Genomic DNA, 15,730 nt, shown 5'->3' on the forward strand with positions numbered 1-15,730 from the left:
ATGACCACGCTCGAGAACAGTCCCACGCCGTCCGAGGTCGTCGTACGGGAGGGTGAGTACGGGAAGAAGATCGCCACCGTCGAACCCGGCGGTGTGGGCTTCATCCCGCTCACCGAGCGGCACGGCCGCCCCCTCAACCTGCTGTGGACCTGGACGTCGCCGAACCTGGAGTTCGCGACGGTCTTCCTCGGCGTGCTCGCCGTCGCCGCCTTCGGGCTGAGCTTCTGGCAGGCGGTCGCCGCGATCGTGCTCGGCACCGGCCTCGGCGCGGTGGCCCACGGCGTGCTGTCGGCCCGCGGCCCGGGCCACGGGGTCGCGCAGATGGTGCTCGGACGGGTGCCGTTTGGGTTCCGCGGAAACATCCTGCCCGCCTCGCTCAACACCGTCGCGGGCGGCATCGGCTGGTTCGCCGTCAACAGCGTCAGCGCGACGCTCGCCCTCAACACCCTGACCGGCCTGCCGAAGCCCCTGTGCCTGACCGTCGTGGTCGGTGCCCAGGCGGCGATCGCGTTCTTCGGCCACAACCTCGTGCACGCCTTCGAGCGCTACGCGTTCCCGGTGCTGGCAGTGGTCTTCGGCGTCGTCACAGTGATCATCCTGTCGAAGGCGGATTTCGGCGCGCCGGGAGCCGCGGACGGCGGAGGCGTGGGCGGCTTCCTGATCGCGATGGCCGCCTCGTTCGGCTACGCCGCCGGATGGAACCCGTACGCGGCCGACTACACCCGCTACCTTCCGGTCGAGGCCGACCGGCGTGCGGTGGGCCTGTTCGCCGGGCTCGGCGTCTTCCTGGGCTGTGTCGTCCTGCAGATCGTCGGGGCGGCCTCGGTGACCATCGGCGGTGACGCCCTGGGGGACCCCACCGGCACCTTCACCGGACACCTGCCCGCCCTCATCGCCGATCTCACTCTGCTGGCGATCACGCTCGGCGCCGTGGGCGCCAACGCCATCAACATCTACTCGGGGTCGATGTCGTTCGTCACACTCGGCATCAAACTGCCGCTGCCGTCCAAGGTGCAGCGGGCGATGGTCGCGCTGGTCTTCGGGGCCGTCGGGCTGGTGGTCGCCTACTTCGGGCTCGATGACGCGGGCCACGACTACGAGACCTTCCTGCTGATCATCGCCTACTGGATCGGCCCGTGGCTGGGCGTCGTCCTGGTCGACCTTTACCTGCGCCGCGGTAAGCCGATCGACCACCTGTTGTTCGACCCGCTGCACCGCAACCGGGCCGGGCCGACCGCGATGGCCGCCGGCGTGGTCCTGTCCGTGTGGCTCTTCTCCAACCAGGAGAAGTACGTCGGCCCGATACCGGACAGGTTCGGCTCGGTCGGCGACATCACCTTCGAGGCGGGATTCCTCATCTCCGCCGGCCTCTACCTCGTGCTGCGCCCCCTGCGCCGTTCCGGATGACCTGGCCACGCGTCTCCAGAGTTCCCGCCTCAGATCTTCCCCTTGACCTCAAGCCCGGTTGAGTTTCTAGCGTGGCCCGTGATCGACGAGCCGCGGTGGCCGGGCTGGACCGAGCCACCCGCTCCTGGGGAGAGGGCAGCATCTATGGCTACGACGGAGGAAGGCACCGACGGCCGACCGGCCGTGACCGTGATCGGTCTGGGGGAGATGGGCTCCGCGCTGGCGGGCGCCTTCCTGGACGGCGGGCTCCCTACCACGGTATGGAATCGGACGCCGGACAAGGCCGATGCCCTGGTGGCCAAGGGAGCACGATGGGCCGCGACGGTTCGTGCGGCCGTCGCTGACAGTGCGCTGGTGGTCGTCAGCGTGAAGGGCAACACGGTCGCTCGTGAGCTGTTGGAATCGGCGGGCGACGCATTGGCCGGCCGCGCCGTGGTCAACCTGACCGATGGGACGTCCGCGGAGGTCAAGGCCGTGGCCGAGTGGGTCGCCGGCCAAGGAGCGCAGTACCTGCACGGGCAGATCATGACGATCGCCCCAGGGGTGGGGCATCCGGAGGCGGTGGTGTTCTACGGTGGCGCGAAGGCCGTGTACGACCGCCATCGCCGGGCCCTGCGGCTGGTGGGCGGCCGGGGGAGCCTGGTCGCGGGCGATGCCGGCGTTCCGGTCCTGTACGGAATGGCCGTGCACGACACCATGTGGGGAACGCTGAACGGTTTCCTGCACGCGGCCGCGCTGCTGTCGAGCGAGGGCATCGATGCGGGGCGGTTCTTGGACCACGCAGGCGCCTCGGTCTCGGCGTTGCTGTCGTTCCTGCCGTCGATCGCCGATCGGGCCGACCGTGGCGAGCACGCGGTGGAGCACGGGGCGCTCAAGCATCATCTGCCCTCGGTCGAGGACCTGGTCCAGGAGAGCCGGGCGCGGGGCGTCGATGACGAATTTCCCGGCTACACCCTCGCTCTGGTGGCCAAGGCCGTCGACCGGGGCCATGCCGACGACGACTACTCACGCCTGTTCGAGCACTTCACAAAGCGGTGACGAGCCGCGCGGACTCCGCGCCCCGTCACATGATCCACGGGGCAGGCACTAGTGGGCGACGCCGAGGCGGCCGCCTCGCACCACCTCACCCGGAACGGCGGTGGGCACGGCGTCGAGAACGGGGCGGAGCGGCCGCACCTCGGCTCGCAGCGCGTCGGCGACGACCAGCGAACGGTCGGGCACGGTGACCCAGCCTTCGCCGTCGTCATGGGGTTCGCTGGCGACCAGCACGCCCTCGCCGGTCTTCCGGTAACAGAGGGTCTCGGCCCACGTCGTGGCCACCACCCGGGTGCCGTCGGTGGCCAGCATGTTCAGGCAGGCGCTCGGGTCCAGGTCGACGACGGCGTAGAGCAGGCTCTCGACCGCGTCGACGAGCGTCTGGCCCATCGCCAGGCGCTGCCACAGCAGAGCGGCGAGGAACGCCGAGTCGCAGGCCGACTCGGGCTCGCGGCCGGGCTCCAGCAGCGAGGCGGTCTTCTCGACGCTGAGGTTGCCGTTGAGGCTCAGCAGATGCCGCCCGTCGGTGAAGGGCGCGTTGGCGGTCTCCTCGATCGGCATCCCAGGACTGGCCGCCCGGGCCGCGCCGAGTACGCACGACGCGGAGATGTCAGGGGCGAAGGCCGGGAACCCGGCGTCGTCCCAGATCGGCACCACCGTGCGGTAGACCGACGGCGAACCGTTCTGGTGATACGAACCGTTCTCGGGATGTGAACCGTTCTCGCGATACGAACCGTCCGTGAGATACCAGCCGGCGCCGAAGCCGTCCTTGTTGACCAGGCCGATCTGCTGCCAGCGCGGAAGCCTGGCCTGATGGGGCAGGCCATAGCTCGGCGCGAAAAAGAGCTCATGCAGCGTCTTGGGTGTTCCGACCCAGGTGAAATGACGGCACATCGACGTGAGATCTCCCCTCGCTTGCGGACACACGCCACCGCGATGACGCGGTGGTCATTCCTTCCTCTTACACCCCGTGGTTCTGTAGCCACAACTCCAACAGGGCCACCTGCCACAGTTGGCTGGCGCCGAGCGTCGTACGGTGCGTGCTCGGCGCGGCGAGCAGGCGCTCCACGTACTCCGGGCGGAACAGCGCACGCGACTTCGCCGCGGGCGCGGCCAGCGCCTCACGCACCATCTCCAGGTACGGCCCGGACAGATGCCGGATCGCCGGCACCGGGAAGTACCCCTTGGTTCGATCTATCACCTCGTCGGGTACGAGCCCGCGCGCGGCCCGCTTGAGCACGCCCTTGCCGTCCTCGGCGAGTTTCAGCTCCGGTGGGCAGGCGGCGGCGAGTTCGACGAGGTCGTGGTCGAGGAACGGCGTGCGCGCCTCGAGCCCCCAGGCCATCGTCATGTTGTCGACGCGTTTCACCGGGTCGTCCACCAGCATCACCGTGGTGTCGAGCCGCAGCGCGGCGTCCACCGAGGTCTCGGCACCGGGCTGGTCGAAATGCCGTCGGACGAAGTCGAACGCCGCGTCGTCGTCGAGCAGGTACACCGGGTTCAGGATTCCGACGAGCGCGTCGTGCCTGCGGTCGAAGAACACCCGCGCGTACGACTCCGCCGCGTCGGCGCGCGGCACGTCGGCCAGCGGCGGATACCAGTCGTACCCGGCGAAGACCTCGTCGGCGCCCTGCCCCGACTGCACGACCTTGACATGGCGCGACACCTCCTGCGACAGCAGGTAGAAGGCCACCGCGTCGTGGCTGACCATCGGTTCGCTCATGGCGCCGATGGCGCCGGCGAGGGCGGGCAGCAGCCGCGAGTCGTCGATGCGGATCCGGTGGTGGTCGGTGCCGAAATGCTCGGCGACCAGGTCGGAGTAGACGAACTCGTCGCCCGACTCGCCGCCGGCCGCCTCGAAGCCGATGCTGAAGGTCGTCAGATCCCGCTGGCCGGCCTCGGCGAGCAGCGCGACGATGAAGCTCGAGTCCAGGCCGCCCGACAGCAGCACCCCGACGGGCACGTCGGCGACCATGCGCCGGTCCACGGCGGTGCGCAGCCCCTCCAGGACCGCCGTGCTCCAATCAGCAGCGCTCCGGTCGGCGGGGCTCCGGTCGGCCGGGCTGGTCTCCGGCACGTGGGTGAAATCGGGCGCCCAGTAGCGGTGGTCCTCGACCGTTCCGTCCGCCCGGATCGTCCGTACGGTCGCGGGCGGGAGCTTCTCGACACCCGCGAAGATCGTGCGGGGCGGCGGCACGACCGAGTGGAAGCTCATGTAGTGGTGCAGCGCCACCAGGTCGAGTTCGGTGTCGACTCCGCCGCCCGCCAGCAGCGCGGGAAGCGTCGAGGCGAAGCGCAGCCGGGCGGTGTCGCGGGTGACGTACAGCGGCTTGATGCCCAGCCGGTCACGGCCGAGCACCAGCGTCCCGGAGTCGCGCAGCGCGACGACGAAGGCGAACATGCCCTTGAAGTGGTCGACGCAGTCGCGTCCCCACCGGTGGTAGGCCTTCAGCAGCACCTCGGTGTCGGAGGTGGAGAAGAACCGGTAGCCCTCTTCGCGCAGTTCCTCGCGCAACTGCTTGTAGTTGTAGAGACAGCCGTTGAAGACCCCGGTCAGGCCGAGTTCGCTGTCCACCATGGGCTGGGCGGCCCTGTCCGACAGATCGATGATCTTCAGGCGGCGGTGGCCGAGCGCGACCGGGCCGTTCGACCACACGCCTGAGCCGTCCGGCCCGCGCGGCTCCATCGCGGCGGTCATCCGGGCCACCGCGGCGACGTCGGCGAGCCCGCCGTCGAGCCGCAGTTCACCGCTCAGCCCGCACATGGGCGGCTCCAGAAGGTCATGAGGGGGGATCCTTTCTACGCGAACCTCGGGCTACTGCATCAGCCAGGTGTCCTTGGAGCCACCTCCCTGCGAGGAGTTGACGATCTTGCTCCCGGCCGGGGCCACCCGGGTCAGCGCGACCGGCACGACGGCCGGCTCGGCGTCGACGCGGCCGCGTACGACGAAAGCGCGCAGGTCGACGGCGCGCGGTTCGAACCGGTCGCCCGTGAAGGTCGGGTGGGTCGACAGCCGTACGGTCTCCTGCGCGATCCAGCGGGCGGGCTCGGCGAGGATCCGCTCGCGGACCTCGTCCAGCTCGGCGGCCGAGGCGTCCGGGCCGATGACCACACCGTTGCCGCCGTACCCGTCCACCGGCTTGACCACCAGCTCGTCCAGCCGGTCGAGCACCTGCGCGCGCTGCTCGGCGTCGCGGCAGAGGTACGTGGGGACGATGTCCAGCAGCGGGCGCTCCCCCAGGTAGTACTCGATCAGCTGCGGGACGTACGCGTAGAGCGCCTTGTCGTCGCCGACCCCGTTGCCCGGCGCGTTCGCGAGCGTCAGCGTGCCCTGCTCGACCGCGGCGAGCAACCCCGGGCCGAGCGGCCGGCCGTCGGCGCCGATGGCGTCGAAGAGCTCGTCCTCGTCGATCCGCCGGTAGAGCACCTCCACCGGCGTGCGTTCGTCGTCGTCGATCCGCAGGCCTTCGGCGGTGACGAGCAGCCGATCGGGCGTGGCCAGCGGAATGCTCATCTCGCGGGCCAGCAGCCGGTGCTCGTAGAACGCCGAGTCCTCCTCCCCCAGCGTGACCAGCGCCAGCGCGGGCGAGGCGCCGGTGAGCGCGGTGCGCAGCACGCTCAACGCCCGCGCCGGGGCGGGCGTGTGCGAGGCGCGCACCAGCTCGGGCAGCACGCGTGCCGCGAGCCAGCGGTTGGCGAGGGCGTAACCGAGACCCGAGGGCACCCGCAGGTTGTCCTCGAGCACGGCCCATCGCCCCGCCCCGTCCCGTACGAGATCGATGCCCGCCACGGCGCACCGCACCGCCGACCGGGGCACGAACCGGCCGTCCGGTCGCAGCCCCGGCGACTCCTTGATGATCCAGTCCGGGAGCACCCCGTCCTTGACCGCCGCGCGCTCGCCGTACGCGTCGTGCAGGAAGGCCTCCAGGGCCCGCACCCGCTGCGACAGGCCGGCCTGCAGCGGCGTCCAGTCCTCGGCGGCGATCACCCTCGGGATGACGTCGAACGGGAAGAGCCGGTCCTGCTGCTCGCCGTCGACGTGGAACGTCATGCCGAGCTGCCGCTGCACCTCGTCGCGCTGCCGCTCGCGCTCGCGCAGCCCGTCGATGCCGATGCGGTCGAGCGCGGTCATGATCATGCCGTACGGTCCGCGCGCGCTGCCGTCGAACAGCACGGCCTCGTCGGCCTCGGCGCGGTAGCCCGCGAGCATCGTGGTCACCTCTTGGCGGGCCGGTCCCGCGCCGGGCATCCACTCGGTGTTGGCGCGGGTCTCCGCGAGCAGCAGTTCCACCACGTCGCCCAGGCCGCCGCCGGCGAACGCCGCTCGTTGCCGGGCGGCCGAACCGCCCCCGGCCAGCGCCGCCTCGGTCAGCTCCGCGACGAGCTCCCAGTCGTCGGTGCGCTCAAGCGTCGGCCGCAGGTCCGAAAGCAGCCCGCGGAGATAGGCGCCCGCGGGCATCGGCCCTCCGCTGACCGGGTCGACCAGCTCTCCCTCCAGCCCCGATCTGGCCGCGCGCCATGCCGCCGCCCGTACGAGCTCGGTGCGCACCGGCCGGGCCGGCGCTCCGGACGCGATGGCGTCCAGCTCGCGGATCACCAATGCGCGGAAGAGCCCGGCGAGCAGGACGACGTCCTCGACCCGCGGGCAGGCGTCGCAGATGCGCAGCTCCACCGTGGGCAGGTGCGCCGACGGGCGTACGTCGAAATAGATCATGCCCTGGTCGCTGATCACGCCGGTTTTGACGAGGTCGTCCAGCAGCCGGTCGTACTCGCGCGCCGACTCGAACGGCCCTACGGGCCCGGTGGTCGGCCAGCGGCTCCACAGCAGCGTCCGGTAGCTGGCGTAGCCGGTGTCGGAGCCGAGCCAGTACGGAGAGCTCGCCGAGACGGCAAGCAGCGCGGGCAGCCAGGGCCCGACCCGGTGCGCCACCGCCACCGCGAGATCGCGGTCGCCGACGTCGACGTGCACCTGCGCGCCGCAGATGAGCTGCTCGCGGGCGAGCGCCTGATATTCCTCCAGCATGTTCTCGTACCGCGGATCGGGCGTGACCTTGAGCGCGTCGAGGTCCACCACCGGCACCGTTCCGGCCGCCACGATGCCGAGCCCGAGCGGCTCCGCGGCCGCGACGACGCCGCGGCGCAGCGCCGCGAGGTCCTCGGCCAGGTCGATCAGGCGCACGAAGGGCCGGCTGTTGGTCTCGACCACCGAGCGCTGAAGCTCGGCTCCGAACCGTTGCGCGGGCAGTTGCTCCAGCAGACTGTCGGCGCGCGGGAGCAATCGATGCGTCTCGAGGTCGACGGTGTGGAACTCCTCCTCGACACCGACGGCCATCAGCTCTGGACGATCAGCCATCACGCGACACTAGATTCACTGTGTTACATGGATATGTCCGATGCGCGTTCAGCGTGACGCTCCCCATCCGGTCCAGTTGTGACGGCGAGGGAAATGCCCCCAAATCGCGACACTATGCCCTGTATCGCCCTGATCACAGGGGGTCACAGTGCGGTGTCCGCCCGATGACAGGTCCCGGTGGTCAGGTCCCGGTGGTCAGGTCCCGGTGGTCAGGTCCCGGTGGCCAGGTCCCGCTGATCAGGTCGTGGTCAGGTCCGGTGGTCAGGTCACCGGCTCAGCCAGGAGACACCTCTCATCCGAGCAACGCCCATACCGTCTTCCCTCCCTCCCCTTCGGTCCACCCGAACTCGGCGGCGAGTGACATGACGATGTGCAGGCCCCGGCCGGACTCGCTGACGAAGTCGGGCTCTCTCACCCGGGGCAAGGTCGGAGACGGGTCCCACACCTCCAAAAGCGGCCGGCCCTGATTCGGGCCGAGGTAGAGCCTGATGCGCCCCGGCTTCTCGCGGCCCTCGGACACCGTGACCGCGATCGCGTTGGTGACCAGTTCGGAGACGATCTGGTTCGCGTCGTGGATCAGGTCGGCGTACCTCAGGCTGATGAGCTGGTGGCGCACGAACATCCGCGCGATCGCCACAGACTGGGGTACCGGGAACAAGGTCAATTCCAGGCGACTTTTTCCTATTTCAACCGTTATCGCATCCATTGCCATCACCCCCCGACCGTCTCTTCGATCGTCTCTTCGACCTCTTTCCCCGTACACAGGTAAGATCCTCACGAGAGAAGAGCCGCCCCAGCTGTGGGTATTGCTGAACCAGAGCGTCCTGGACCAGCCCTTGGGCGGGCCCAAGGTGATGAGGGCGCAGCTCGCACGGCTGCTCGAAGCCAGCCGCCTTCCCCACATCGTCATCCGCGTCGTGCCGAGGTCGCTCGGCGCCCACATCGGACTGGAGGGATCCTTCGCAGTCACCACCGTGGCCGAGGGAGACGTGGCCTATATGGAGGCCGTGGGAGGTGGCAGACTCTCGTTGGACAAGGCGGAGATCCGGAGATACGGCATACGTTTTGACCGCATCGGGGCGGACGCACTGTCCCGGGACTCGACGAGAGATCTCATCGAGCAGGTGATGGAGGGCATGACATGAGCACCCCCACATGGCGCAAGAGCACCCACAGCGACGCCTCCGGTAACTCCTGCGTCGAGGCCGCCCGGCTCCCCGGTGCCGTCGGTCTCAAAGACGGCCAGAACCCCGAAGCCGGCCACCTCACCGTCTCAGCGGCCGCCTTCGGCGGGCTCCTCACCCGCATCCGCTCCGGAGAACTCGATCTGTAGAGCAACCGGCCGAGCCGGCGATCCTGCGGGTGCGGAATCGGCTTAGGACACGCGTCGGCGGATCCACCAGAAGCTGAACCCCGCGAGCCCGAGGGCGAGGGCGGCGTAGATCGCGGTCTCGTACCACTGGAAGGTCCAGTAGCGGCTGGACGGCTGGTAGGTCACCTGATGCCGGTAGCCGAGCCGCTTTATCTCTGGGAGGCACGACGAAGCGCCCTGCCCGGGTGCCTCGGGTGGTTTGCAGGGTCCTGAGGTCGTGGACACGGGCATGGTCCCGTCGACTTTGCGTCCGGATGCGTCGACGATGTGGCTGGACAGGACCCAGGCACCCGTGCGGCCGGGCACCTGGTTCTTCACCCTCAGATACAACGGGCCGCCGCCGCGCGACCAAGCCAGGCCATCGAGCCTCGATGGGGTGATTTCACCGGTCGAACGGATCGGGGACACGAAGTGAGGCCGGGCCAGCAGGGGCATGGCGATCTGGAGGGCGACGAACGCGACGAGGGTGATGGCCATGGCGGGGAGGGTGCGGCGGACGAGCATGCCGATGGTGACGCCGAGGGCGAAGGCGAAGGCCGCGTACCCGATCGGGACGATGCCGCGGGCGCCGAACAGCAGGGGCCCCAGCCGCGGGTAGCCATCGGTGGCGCTCTTGTCGATGGGGCCGGCCCACCAGGTCACCGCGAGGCTGCCCAGTCCGGCGGCGGTCATGGCGGCCAGGCCGGTGAGGGCGAGTTTGACGGTCAGCCAGCGGGTGCGGGTGATGCTCTGGTTCCACACCAGCCGGTGTGTGCCGGCCTCCAGCTCACGGGTGATCAGCGGCGCTCCCCAGAACAGCCCGATGAGGGCGGGCAGCACCAGCACGATGGCGGTGACGGCGAGGAAGGCATCCTGCCTTTCCTGGAAGAATCGGCCGAGGAAGTTCGTGCAGCCGCCGCTCTCGGTGGTACACGCGGCGATCCCGGTGGAGTAGTCGTCGGCCAGGCCCGGGCCGGTCAGGCCCAGAATGACGGCCAGCAAAGCCAGGGCGGCGAACATCATCGCGGCCGAAGCGCGGAACTGGCGCCAGGTCAGCCAGATCATCGTTGTACCTCCAGTGCGGGCCTGTCGCCGCGGTCGGTTTCGGCCTGCCGGCTCATGTAGGCCAGGACGAGGTCTTCCAGGCTGACCTGGCCGACGGTCCAGGCGGGGTCGTGTATCGGGTCGTCGGTGCGGACCAGGAGGGTGGTCTGGCGGTCGGTGTGACCGGCGGAGATGACCTGCTGACCTGCGGGGAGCGTCTTGGGGTCGCGGCGGGGGCCGGTGAGCCGGTGGTGGGTGGCCAGCAGTTCCTCGACCTCTCCGGCCACCTGGATGCGCGAGTCGACCAGGACCACGAGGTAGTCGCAGACCCTTTCGAGGTCGGCCACCAGGTGCGAGGACAGCACCACACTGAACTCGTGTTCTGCGACGGCCTCCATCAGGCTTTGCAGGAACTCGCGGCGGGCGAGCGGGTCGAGCGCGGCGACCGGCTCGTCCAGGATCAGCAGCTCTGGTCGTTTGGCGACGCCCAGGGTGAGGGCGAGCTGAGCACGTTGACCACCCGACAACTTCGCCGCCCGGCGAGCGGGATCGAGGCCGAGCCCTGCGATCCGCTCGTGTGCCAGCGCGTCGTCCCATCCGGGGTTGAGCCGGGCGCCGAGCCGTAGATGGTCGGCGACGCTCAACCCGGCGTAGGTGGGGGTGTCCTGGGCGACGTACCCGACCTTGGCCAGCTGTGCCGGGCCGTCGGCGGGGCTGCCGCCGAGCACCTCGATGTCACCAGATGTCGGTGGCAACTGGCCCACGGCCAGGTTCAGCAGCGTGGTCTTTCCCGCTCCGTTGGGGCCGACCAGTCCCACCACGTGCCCGGCCGGGATGTCCAGGGTGCAGTCGGTCAGCGCCCAGCGCCGCCCGTACCTTTTGCCCAGCCCCTGGGCCTGCAAGACGGCGGTCATGCTATTTCCTCCTGAGCGGCGGCCCGAAAGGTGGTCATGAACAGCGCCTCGATGCTCTCCTCGTCCAGACCCGCCCGGCGGGCCTTGGCCAGCCAGCGCCGCAGGTCCTGACGCAGCGGCCCGTGCGCGGCCAGCGAGGCATCGGCCAGCGTCGCCGTCACGAACGTCCCCCTCCCCGGCCGGGCCGCCACCAGACCGTCGTGCTCAAGCTCCCGATAGGCCTTGAGCACCGTGTTCGGGTTGATCGCCAACCCCGCCACCACCTCCTTGACCGTCGGAAGCTGATCCCCCTCCGCCAGCAACCCCAACCGCAGCGCCTGCCGAACCTGACGCACCAACTGCAGATACGGCGAAACACCCGAGCGCGCGTCCAGGTGGAACTCGATCACCAGGGTCCCCATTAATCTAGGTATCTAGCACAATATGATCCTAACTAGATCCGCTGTCAAGGAGAGTCGCCCGGCCGGACGCAGCCGGCCAGGTGGGTTGCGGGCAGGCGCGCCGTCGGCGGCGGGCCGGCGCCCCAGGTGTTGAACGGCCGGCCTGACCAGAGCGTGACCTTTGCTCGCGCAGGTCACGGCGCCGGTAGCAGAGCGCGCGGTTTCGAGCAGATGGTCGTCGGCATGGACTCGTCGACTTCGGCGACGCGATCCTGAAAAGAGCCGACCTCACCACACGTACACTTTGTCCTTCACTCGCCATTCGGGTACACCATCGCGCGACGACCGTTCCGTCACCGCGAGCAACGTGAGCGCGATCCGTCGTACGTCGTCTCTCCCGGGACATAATGCGTGGCGCCTTGGTCCCATAAGTCCTACCCACGACCCGAAAGCGAACGTCCGCCAGATGAGGCCCGGGCTTGGGCCCCAGGACCCTGCCACTTGCCCTGTTCGGATCCGTACGGTTTCCGAATGCGGCAGTTTGTACCACTCCGAGCAACGATTGAACGCGCAAATCGTGGCGACAGGGGCGAAGGCCCCGTATCATATGTGGTAGGGGTTCTCCTTATCGCGGCCATCACCGCCGCCGTCGCGTCCACCGGTCTGGGTGGCACCGTAGTGTCAGGTATCGAAAAGGCAGTCTGCAGGGTAGGAGGCGGCGAGTGCCCGCCCGCCAGGAGTAAGCCGGTCGCAGCCCCCACGCCGACACCGACACCGACGTTCCGCAGGCCCGGTATTCCCCGAGGGGGAAAGCAATTCGCACCTCAAGCCCTCCAGCCCCCTCCCAGCACATCGCCCCCTGCGAATCCAGGGAACCAGATAGAGAACCAGATTCAAGACGCGCTGGACAGACTGTTTTCGCCCGGGCAGTCCGACAAGTCTCGATGGGACGAGCCGGAGATGCAGTCGGCTCGGGAATTGCAGCAGCAGCTGGGCATTGAGGTCGTTTCTCGGGCGGGCGGCGGCAACGTCTACGATAAAGACAATAGAATCTTCTACCTTGACACGACCACAACGGGCGCCGAACAGGACGATTTCCGCATCAGAACTCTTTGGGATTTCAGCCTGGAGCCCCCAAAGGGCGGACCTGATGCCACCAAGGTGTCGCGCGACCAGTACATACAGCAGCACCTGGATCGCCTGACCGACTTCTACAGCGCACAGGCCGTCTTCGGCATCGAGCAGTCCTTGAAGAGCTACGCAGGCGGACCGGCACTCGATCCCGCGAAGGTACAGCCGCTCTACTGGGAGGCCTACCTCGCTGGCTATGGAGCCGTACCCGGCTGGCTCGTCAACGATGAAGCCGCTCGAGCCGGCGGACGCCAGGCGGTCTTCAACGCGATAAAGGAAAGCAACAGGAGCATGAGTCTCGGGCAAGAATGGGACGCCGCTCAGAGTGCTCCTAAGCGCAGCTGGAAATGCGCGTGGCTGTGGAAATGCTCGTGACCACCGGCCGGTCTGGCGACAGCGCGGGCCGACCGTGCTGTCGCCAGACCGGCCTGTTGACATCGGTCGCTCTCGGCCGCCCGGCAGCGCTCCCTTCGGCCCACCGCACCCTGATCCGAACAGCGGAGAGACAGGGCCCATCTTGGGCCCCAGTACCCTGCCGCCGGCTGGATCTCGTTGCAGGTCAACGGGATCAGTTCGTCTGGGTCGGTCGGCGGGCGCGCTCGTGTGCGGTGGCCGCGGCCAGGAAGGCGTGTGCGAGCATCGAGAGGGTGACCCAGCGGTGCCAGGACGTCCAGCGCCTGATCTGGTGTTCGTCCAGTCCGGTCAGACCCTTGCCGGACTGGAAGGTCTCCTCGACCGTCCACCTGCGTCCGGCCACCTTCACCAGCGTGGTCAGCGGTACCGGCTTTGCCGCGTAGCAGCGGTAGAAGGCGAGTTCGCCGGTGCGCCGGTTGCGGCGGACGAGCAGATGGCGATGGCCTGGCCGGTGATCGGCGATGGCGGCCAAGGCCCAGTCGTTGAAGCGATGCCGCTTGGCCCCGGCGCCGGCGGAGAGCTTCTGCCAGGCCCGCTTCGGTAGCTTCTTGACGAGGGCATCGGCGCGGAACTTGCCCGCGCGGGTGGTGATCTGGGTGGTCGCAGGCGACGGCGAGGACGTAGCCGACCTCGCGCCCTTCCAGCGCGGTCCGCAGATGTGGGTTGCCTCCGTAGACCTCGTCGCCAGCCACCCAGGACGCGGGGACGCCGGCGTCCAGTGCGCGGCCGATCATGCGGGCGGCGAGCGCGGGTTTCCCGGCGAAGCCGACGGTGTCAGGTACCCCGGCCGCCTGGCAGCGGGCCGCGTCGTCGGTCCAGGAGCGCGGGACGTTCAGTTCCCGATCGATCGCCGCGTGCCCACGCGGGCTGGAGTAGGCGAGCTAGACGGCCACCTGACTGTTCTCGATCCGCCCGGCAGTTCCGGTGTACTGGCGCTGCACGCCCACGGTGGCGGTGCCCTTCTTCAGGTCGCCGGTCTCATCGACGACCGGCACCGCGTCCTGGTCGTGCAGCTGCTCAACGACGAAGCCGCGGAGGTCGTCGCGGACCGCGTCGGCGTCCCACTTGGCCCTCGACAGCAGGTGCTGCAAGCCATACGGGGTCGCGTCCCCGGCGTACTCGGCGAGCGTCCAGCAGTTCTTGCGAGGCAGGTCCGACAACAGGCCGAGGACGAACTCCCGTGCCCGGCGCCGCGGTTCCACCCGGGCGAACCGCCCCGCGATACGGTCCATCAGGACCTCGAACATGTCCTGCCAGCAGGCAGGATCTATGCTGTGGCCCGCGGCCACCGTCTGATCTCCTGTCTTCACACGCCGATGATCACCGGTGGTCGCACCCGGTCCCCGGACCGGCCCTCACCAGCAAGAGCACCATCCACGGGTGGAGCGCTACCCGCCCCAGCCGGTGGCGGCCGCTACCTCACACGCGATGTCCACGACAGGCCGCCCGTCGGTCACCACCCGCACGGTGTCCGCAGACACCTGCGCGTCCAGCAGCCGCGCCTTGTAGGCGCTCGCCTTCAGCCCCTGCTCCAGTTCCGAGCCGAGCTCCCGGCCCGCCAACCGCTCGCCCACGGTGGCATCGGAGGCGGTGAGCAGGACCCGTACGACCCGTACATCTGCCCCCATGGCGCGCTCGAACATGCCCGTCGTCCCAGGCAGCACACTCAGGGTGTTCGTATAGATCAAGCGGCGGTAGCCGAGCTCGGCGAAGTTTGCCCACACGGCCGTCAGATTGCGCTCGACGATCTTCGAGCGGTCAGGATCTCCCTCCGGTGCCGGATGCAGCTGCCCCATGAAGTCACCCTCGATGATCGCGTGAGAAACCGCCGCGGCGCGCAGCCGCGCCGAAACCTCCCATCCCACCGTCGACTTGCCCACACCGGCGCGCCCTCCGATAAGCAGTACCTCCGCATGATCCATGGAGGCAGCGTGCCAGCCCGAGACCGCCTCACGCGATCCGATATTGCTCTATGTCCTCCGAGCAGAACTCCAGGCCGTGCCCCATCCCTTCGCCCGGCCGCACCGTGTCACCCGTCGGATCCATGACGCCGTCGAGGAACATCGACTCGATCCGGACATGGTCGTTGAACCACTCGATATGCCGCAGATTGGGACACCCACGCCGCCACTGCGGCGTGCGGACGCGGCGTGTGATCAACGACGTCCGCAGCCCTGCCCGCACCCACCCCACCAACAAGATCACGATCTACAACTGGAGTACTACTAAACTAAGCTTGTTCTTTAACCCTGCGCCCTCGGTTGGCTTGGCCGGCTCGGCCCGGCCGACGACGCCACCGCCCTCACCGCCGCCCAGCTCCGCCAGGTCATCGAACGCCTCCTGCAGGCCGGGCAGCACACACCGGCAGACCCCGACATCTTGATCGCCCCCGACGCCGGATACGACGTCACCCGACTGGCGTTCCTGCTCGCCGACCTGCCGGTGGAACTGCTGGGCCGGATCCGCTCCGACCGGGTGCTGCGGCTGCCCGCACCACCAGGCGATCCCCGCTTCATCGGCCGGCCGCCCAAGCACGGCGGCGAGTTCGCGCTGGGCAACCCCGCCACCTGGCCCGACCCGCACCACACCACGACCACCCCAACCACCCGGTACGGCACCGCGACCGCGATGTCCTCAGACCGGCTCCACCCACCTCCGACCCACCGCGCGGCCTGGCTGGAGCACGCCGGCCCGCTGCCCA

Annotated in this window: 15 protein-coding genes and 1 pseudogene; 6 read left to right on the forward strand and 10 right to left on the reverse strand. The window is 69.1% G+C overall.

Annotated elements, in window-relative coordinates:
* Both HKK72_RS10785 and HKK72_RS10790 read left to right on the forward strand, forming a co-directional pair.
* A complete protein-coding gene (locus tag HKK72_RS10785) occupies positions 1–1,407 on the forward strand; it encodes a purine-cytosine permease family protein (protein WP_187234163.1) in 1,407 nt (468 codons plus the stop codon).
* 144 nt (positions 1,408–1,551) lie between these two features.
* A complete protein-coding gene (locus HKK72_RS10790) occupies positions 1,552–2,445 on the forward strand; it encodes an NAD(P)-dependent oxidoreductase (RefSeq protein WP_187234164.1) in 894 nt (297 codons plus the stop codon).
* Positions 2,446–2,493: 48 nt separating this feature from the next.
* Here HKK72_RS10790 and HKK72_RS10795 read toward each other — a convergent pair whose 3' ends face one another.
* The 4 genes from HKK72_RS10795 to HKK72_RS10810 all read right to left on the reverse strand — a co-directional run bounded on the left by HKK72_RS10795 (position 2,494) and on the right by HKK72_RS10810 (position 8,417).
* Positions 2,494–3,336, reverse strand: coding sequence for an ergothioneine biosynthesis protein EgtC (locus HKK72_RS10795; protein WP_187234165.1), 843 nt, complete (start codon positions 3,334–3,336; stop codon positions 2,494–2,496).
* 67 nt (positions 3,337–3,403) lie between these two features.
* Positions 3,404–5,206 (reverse strand): N-acetylglutaminylglutamine amidotransferase, encoded by a 1,803-nt coding sequence (locus tag HKK72_RS10800; protein WP_187234166.1) that lies wholly within the window; start codon positions 5,204–5,206, stop codon positions 3,404–3,406.
* Between the two features lie 51 nt (positions 5,207–5,257).
* A complete protein-coding gene (locus tag HKK72_RS10805) occupies positions 5,258–7,795 on the reverse strand; it encodes a carboxylate--amine ligase/circularly permuted type 2 ATP-grasp protein (RefSeq protein ID WP_187234167.1) in 2,538 nt (845 codons plus the stop codon).
* Positions 7,796–8,087: 292 nt separating this feature from the next.
* Positions 8,088–8,417 (reverse strand): ATP-binding protein, encoded by a 330-nt coding sequence (locus HKK72_RS10810; RefSeq protein ID WP_187234168.1) that lies wholly within the window; start codon positions 8,415–8,417, stop codon positions 8,088–8,090.
* Between HKK72_RS10810 and HKK72_RS39795 the strand changes: the two genes are divergently transcribed.
* Positions 8,395–8,940 carry a DUF5753 domain-containing protein gene (locus HKK72_RS39795; RefSeq protein ID WP_222720569.1) on the forward strand — a complete coding sequence of 182 codons (546 nt, stop codon included), beginning with the start codon at positions 8,395–8,397 and terminating at the stop codon, positions 8,938–8,940. The genes HKK72_RS10810 and HKK72_RS39795 overlap by 23 nt on opposite strands.
* Positions 8,937–9,128: a DUF397 domain-containing protein gene (locus tag HKK72_RS10820; RefSeq protein WP_187234170.1), complete on the forward strand. Its 192-nt coding sequence runs from the start codon at positions 8,937–8,939 to the stop codon at positions 9,126–9,128. The genes HKK72_RS39795 and HKK72_RS10820 overlap by 4 nt, the downstream gene beginning before the upstream one ends.
* Before the next feature lie 42 nt (positions 9,129–9,170).
* Here HKK72_RS10820 and HKK72_RS10825 read toward each other — a convergent pair whose 3' ends face one another.
* The 3 genes from HKK72_RS10825 to HKK72_RS10835 are packed head-to-tail and all read right to left on the reverse strand — an operon-like array spanning position 9,171 to position 11,493.
* Complete coding sequence (locus tag HKK72_RS10825; protein WP_187234171.1) at positions 9,171–10,211, reverse strand: ABC transporter permease; 1,041 nt, start codon at positions 10,209–10,211, stop codon at positions 9,171–9,173.
* The gene (locus HKK72_RS10830) at positions 10,208–11,104 is read right to left on the reverse strand and encodes an ABC transporter ATP-binding protein (protein WP_187234172.1); all 897 of its coding nucleotides are present in this window, start codon (positions 11,102–11,104) and stop codon (positions 10,208–10,210) included. Before HKK72_RS10830 ends, HKK72_RS10825 begins: the two co-directional genes overlap by 4 nt.
* Positions 11,101–11,493 (reverse strand): GntR family transcriptional regulator, encoded by a 393-nt coding sequence (locus tag HKK72_RS10835; protein ID WP_315987182.1) that lies wholly within the window; start codon positions 11,491–11,493, stop codon positions 11,101–11,103. Before HKK72_RS10835 ends, HKK72_RS10830 begins: the two co-directional genes overlap by 4 nt.
* A 969-nt stretch (positions 11,494–12,462) precedes the next feature.
* Here HKK72_RS10835 and HKK72_RS10840 point away from each other — a divergent pair.
* Positions 12,463–12,990, forward strand: coding sequence for a hypothetical protein (locus tag HKK72_RS10840; protein ID WP_222720570.1), 528 nt, complete (start codon positions 12,463–12,465; stop codon positions 12,988–12,990).
* A gap of 167 nt (positions 12,991–13,157) precedes the next feature.
* Here the strand turns inward: HKK72_RS10840 and HKK72_RS10845 are convergent.
* The 3 genes and pseudogenes from HKK72_RS10845 to HKK72_RS39800 form a co-directional block, all read right to left on the reverse strand.
* Positions 13,158–14,261 (reverse strand): annotated as a pseudogene (locus tag HKK72_RS10845) (IS701 family transposase); the annotation flags it as partial.
* A 156-nt stretch (positions 14,262–14,417) separates the two neighbouring features.
* A complete protein-coding gene (locus HKK72_RS10850; RefSeq protein WP_187234175.1) occupies positions 14,418–14,951 on the reverse strand; it encodes an AAA family ATPase in 534 nt (177 codons plus the stop codon).
* A gap of 28 nt (positions 14,952–14,979) precedes the next feature.
* Positions 14,980–15,234 (reverse strand): hypothetical protein, encoded by a 255-nt coding sequence (locus tag HKK72_RS39800; RefSeq protein WP_222720571.1) that lies wholly within the window; start codon positions 15,232–15,234, stop codon positions 14,980–14,982.
* 123 nt (positions 15,235–15,357) lie between these two features.
* On the opposite strand from HKK72_RS39800, the gene HKK72_RS10860 reads away from it, so the two are divergent.
* The coding region (locus HKK72_RS10860) for a transposase (protein WP_315987183.1) at positions 15,358–15,730 on the forward strand (373 nt) is incomplete at its 3' end.

This window comes from Actinomadura sp. HBU206391, from assembly GCF_014323665.1.
Lineage (GTDB): Bacteria > Actinomycetota > Actinomycetes > Streptosporangiales > Streptosporangiaceae > Actinomadura_C.

Excerpts from the sequence above, each read along its gene's own strand:
- HKK72_RS10825 (WP_187234171.1), bottom strand. The coding sequence starts at position 10,211 with ATGATCTGGCTGACCTGGCGCCAGTTCCGCGCTTCGGCCGCGATGATG.
- HKK72_RS10820 (WP_187234170.1), top strand. The coding sequence starts at position 8,937 with ATGAGCACCCCCACATGGCGCAAGAGCACCCACAGCGACGCCTCCGGT.
- HKK72_RS10785 (WP_187234163.1), top strand. The coding sequence starts at position 1 with ATGACCACGCTCGAGAACAGTCCCACGCCGTCCGAGGTCGTCGTACGG.
- HKK72_RS10795 (WP_187234165.1), bottom strand. The coding sequence starts at position 3,336 with ATGTGCCGTCATTTCACCTGGGTCGGAACACCCAAGACGCTGCATGAG.
- HKK72_RS39795 (WP_222720569.1), top strand. The coding sequence starts at position 8,395 with ATGAGCTGGTGGCGCACGAACATCCGCGCGATCGCCACAGACTGGGGT.
- HKK72_RS10830 (WP_187234172.1), bottom strand. The coding sequence starts at position 11,104 with ATGACCGCCGTCTTGCAGGCCCAGGGGCTGGGCAAAAGGTACGGGCGG.
- HKK72_RS10790 (WP_187234164.1), top strand. The coding sequence starts at position 1,552 with ATGGCTACGACGGAGGAAGGCACCGACGGCCGACCGGCCGTGACCGTG.
- HKK72_RS10805 (WP_187234167.1), bottom strand. The coding sequence starts at position 7,795 with ATGGCTGATCGTCCAGAGCTGATGGCCGTCGGTGTCGAGGAGGAGTTC.
- HKK72_RS10800 (WP_187234166.1), bottom strand. The coding sequence starts at position 5,206 with ATGTGCGGGCTGAGCGGTGAACTGCGGCTCGACGGCGGGCTCGCCGAC.
- HKK72_RS10850 (WP_187234175.1), bottom strand. The coding sequence starts at position 14,951 with ATGGATCATGCGGAGGTACTGCTTATCGGAGGGCGCGCCGGTGTGGGC.
- HKK72_RS10810 (WP_187234168.1), bottom strand. The coding sequence starts at position 8,417 with ATGTTCGTGCGCCACCAGCTCATCAGCCTGAGGTACGCCGACCTGATC.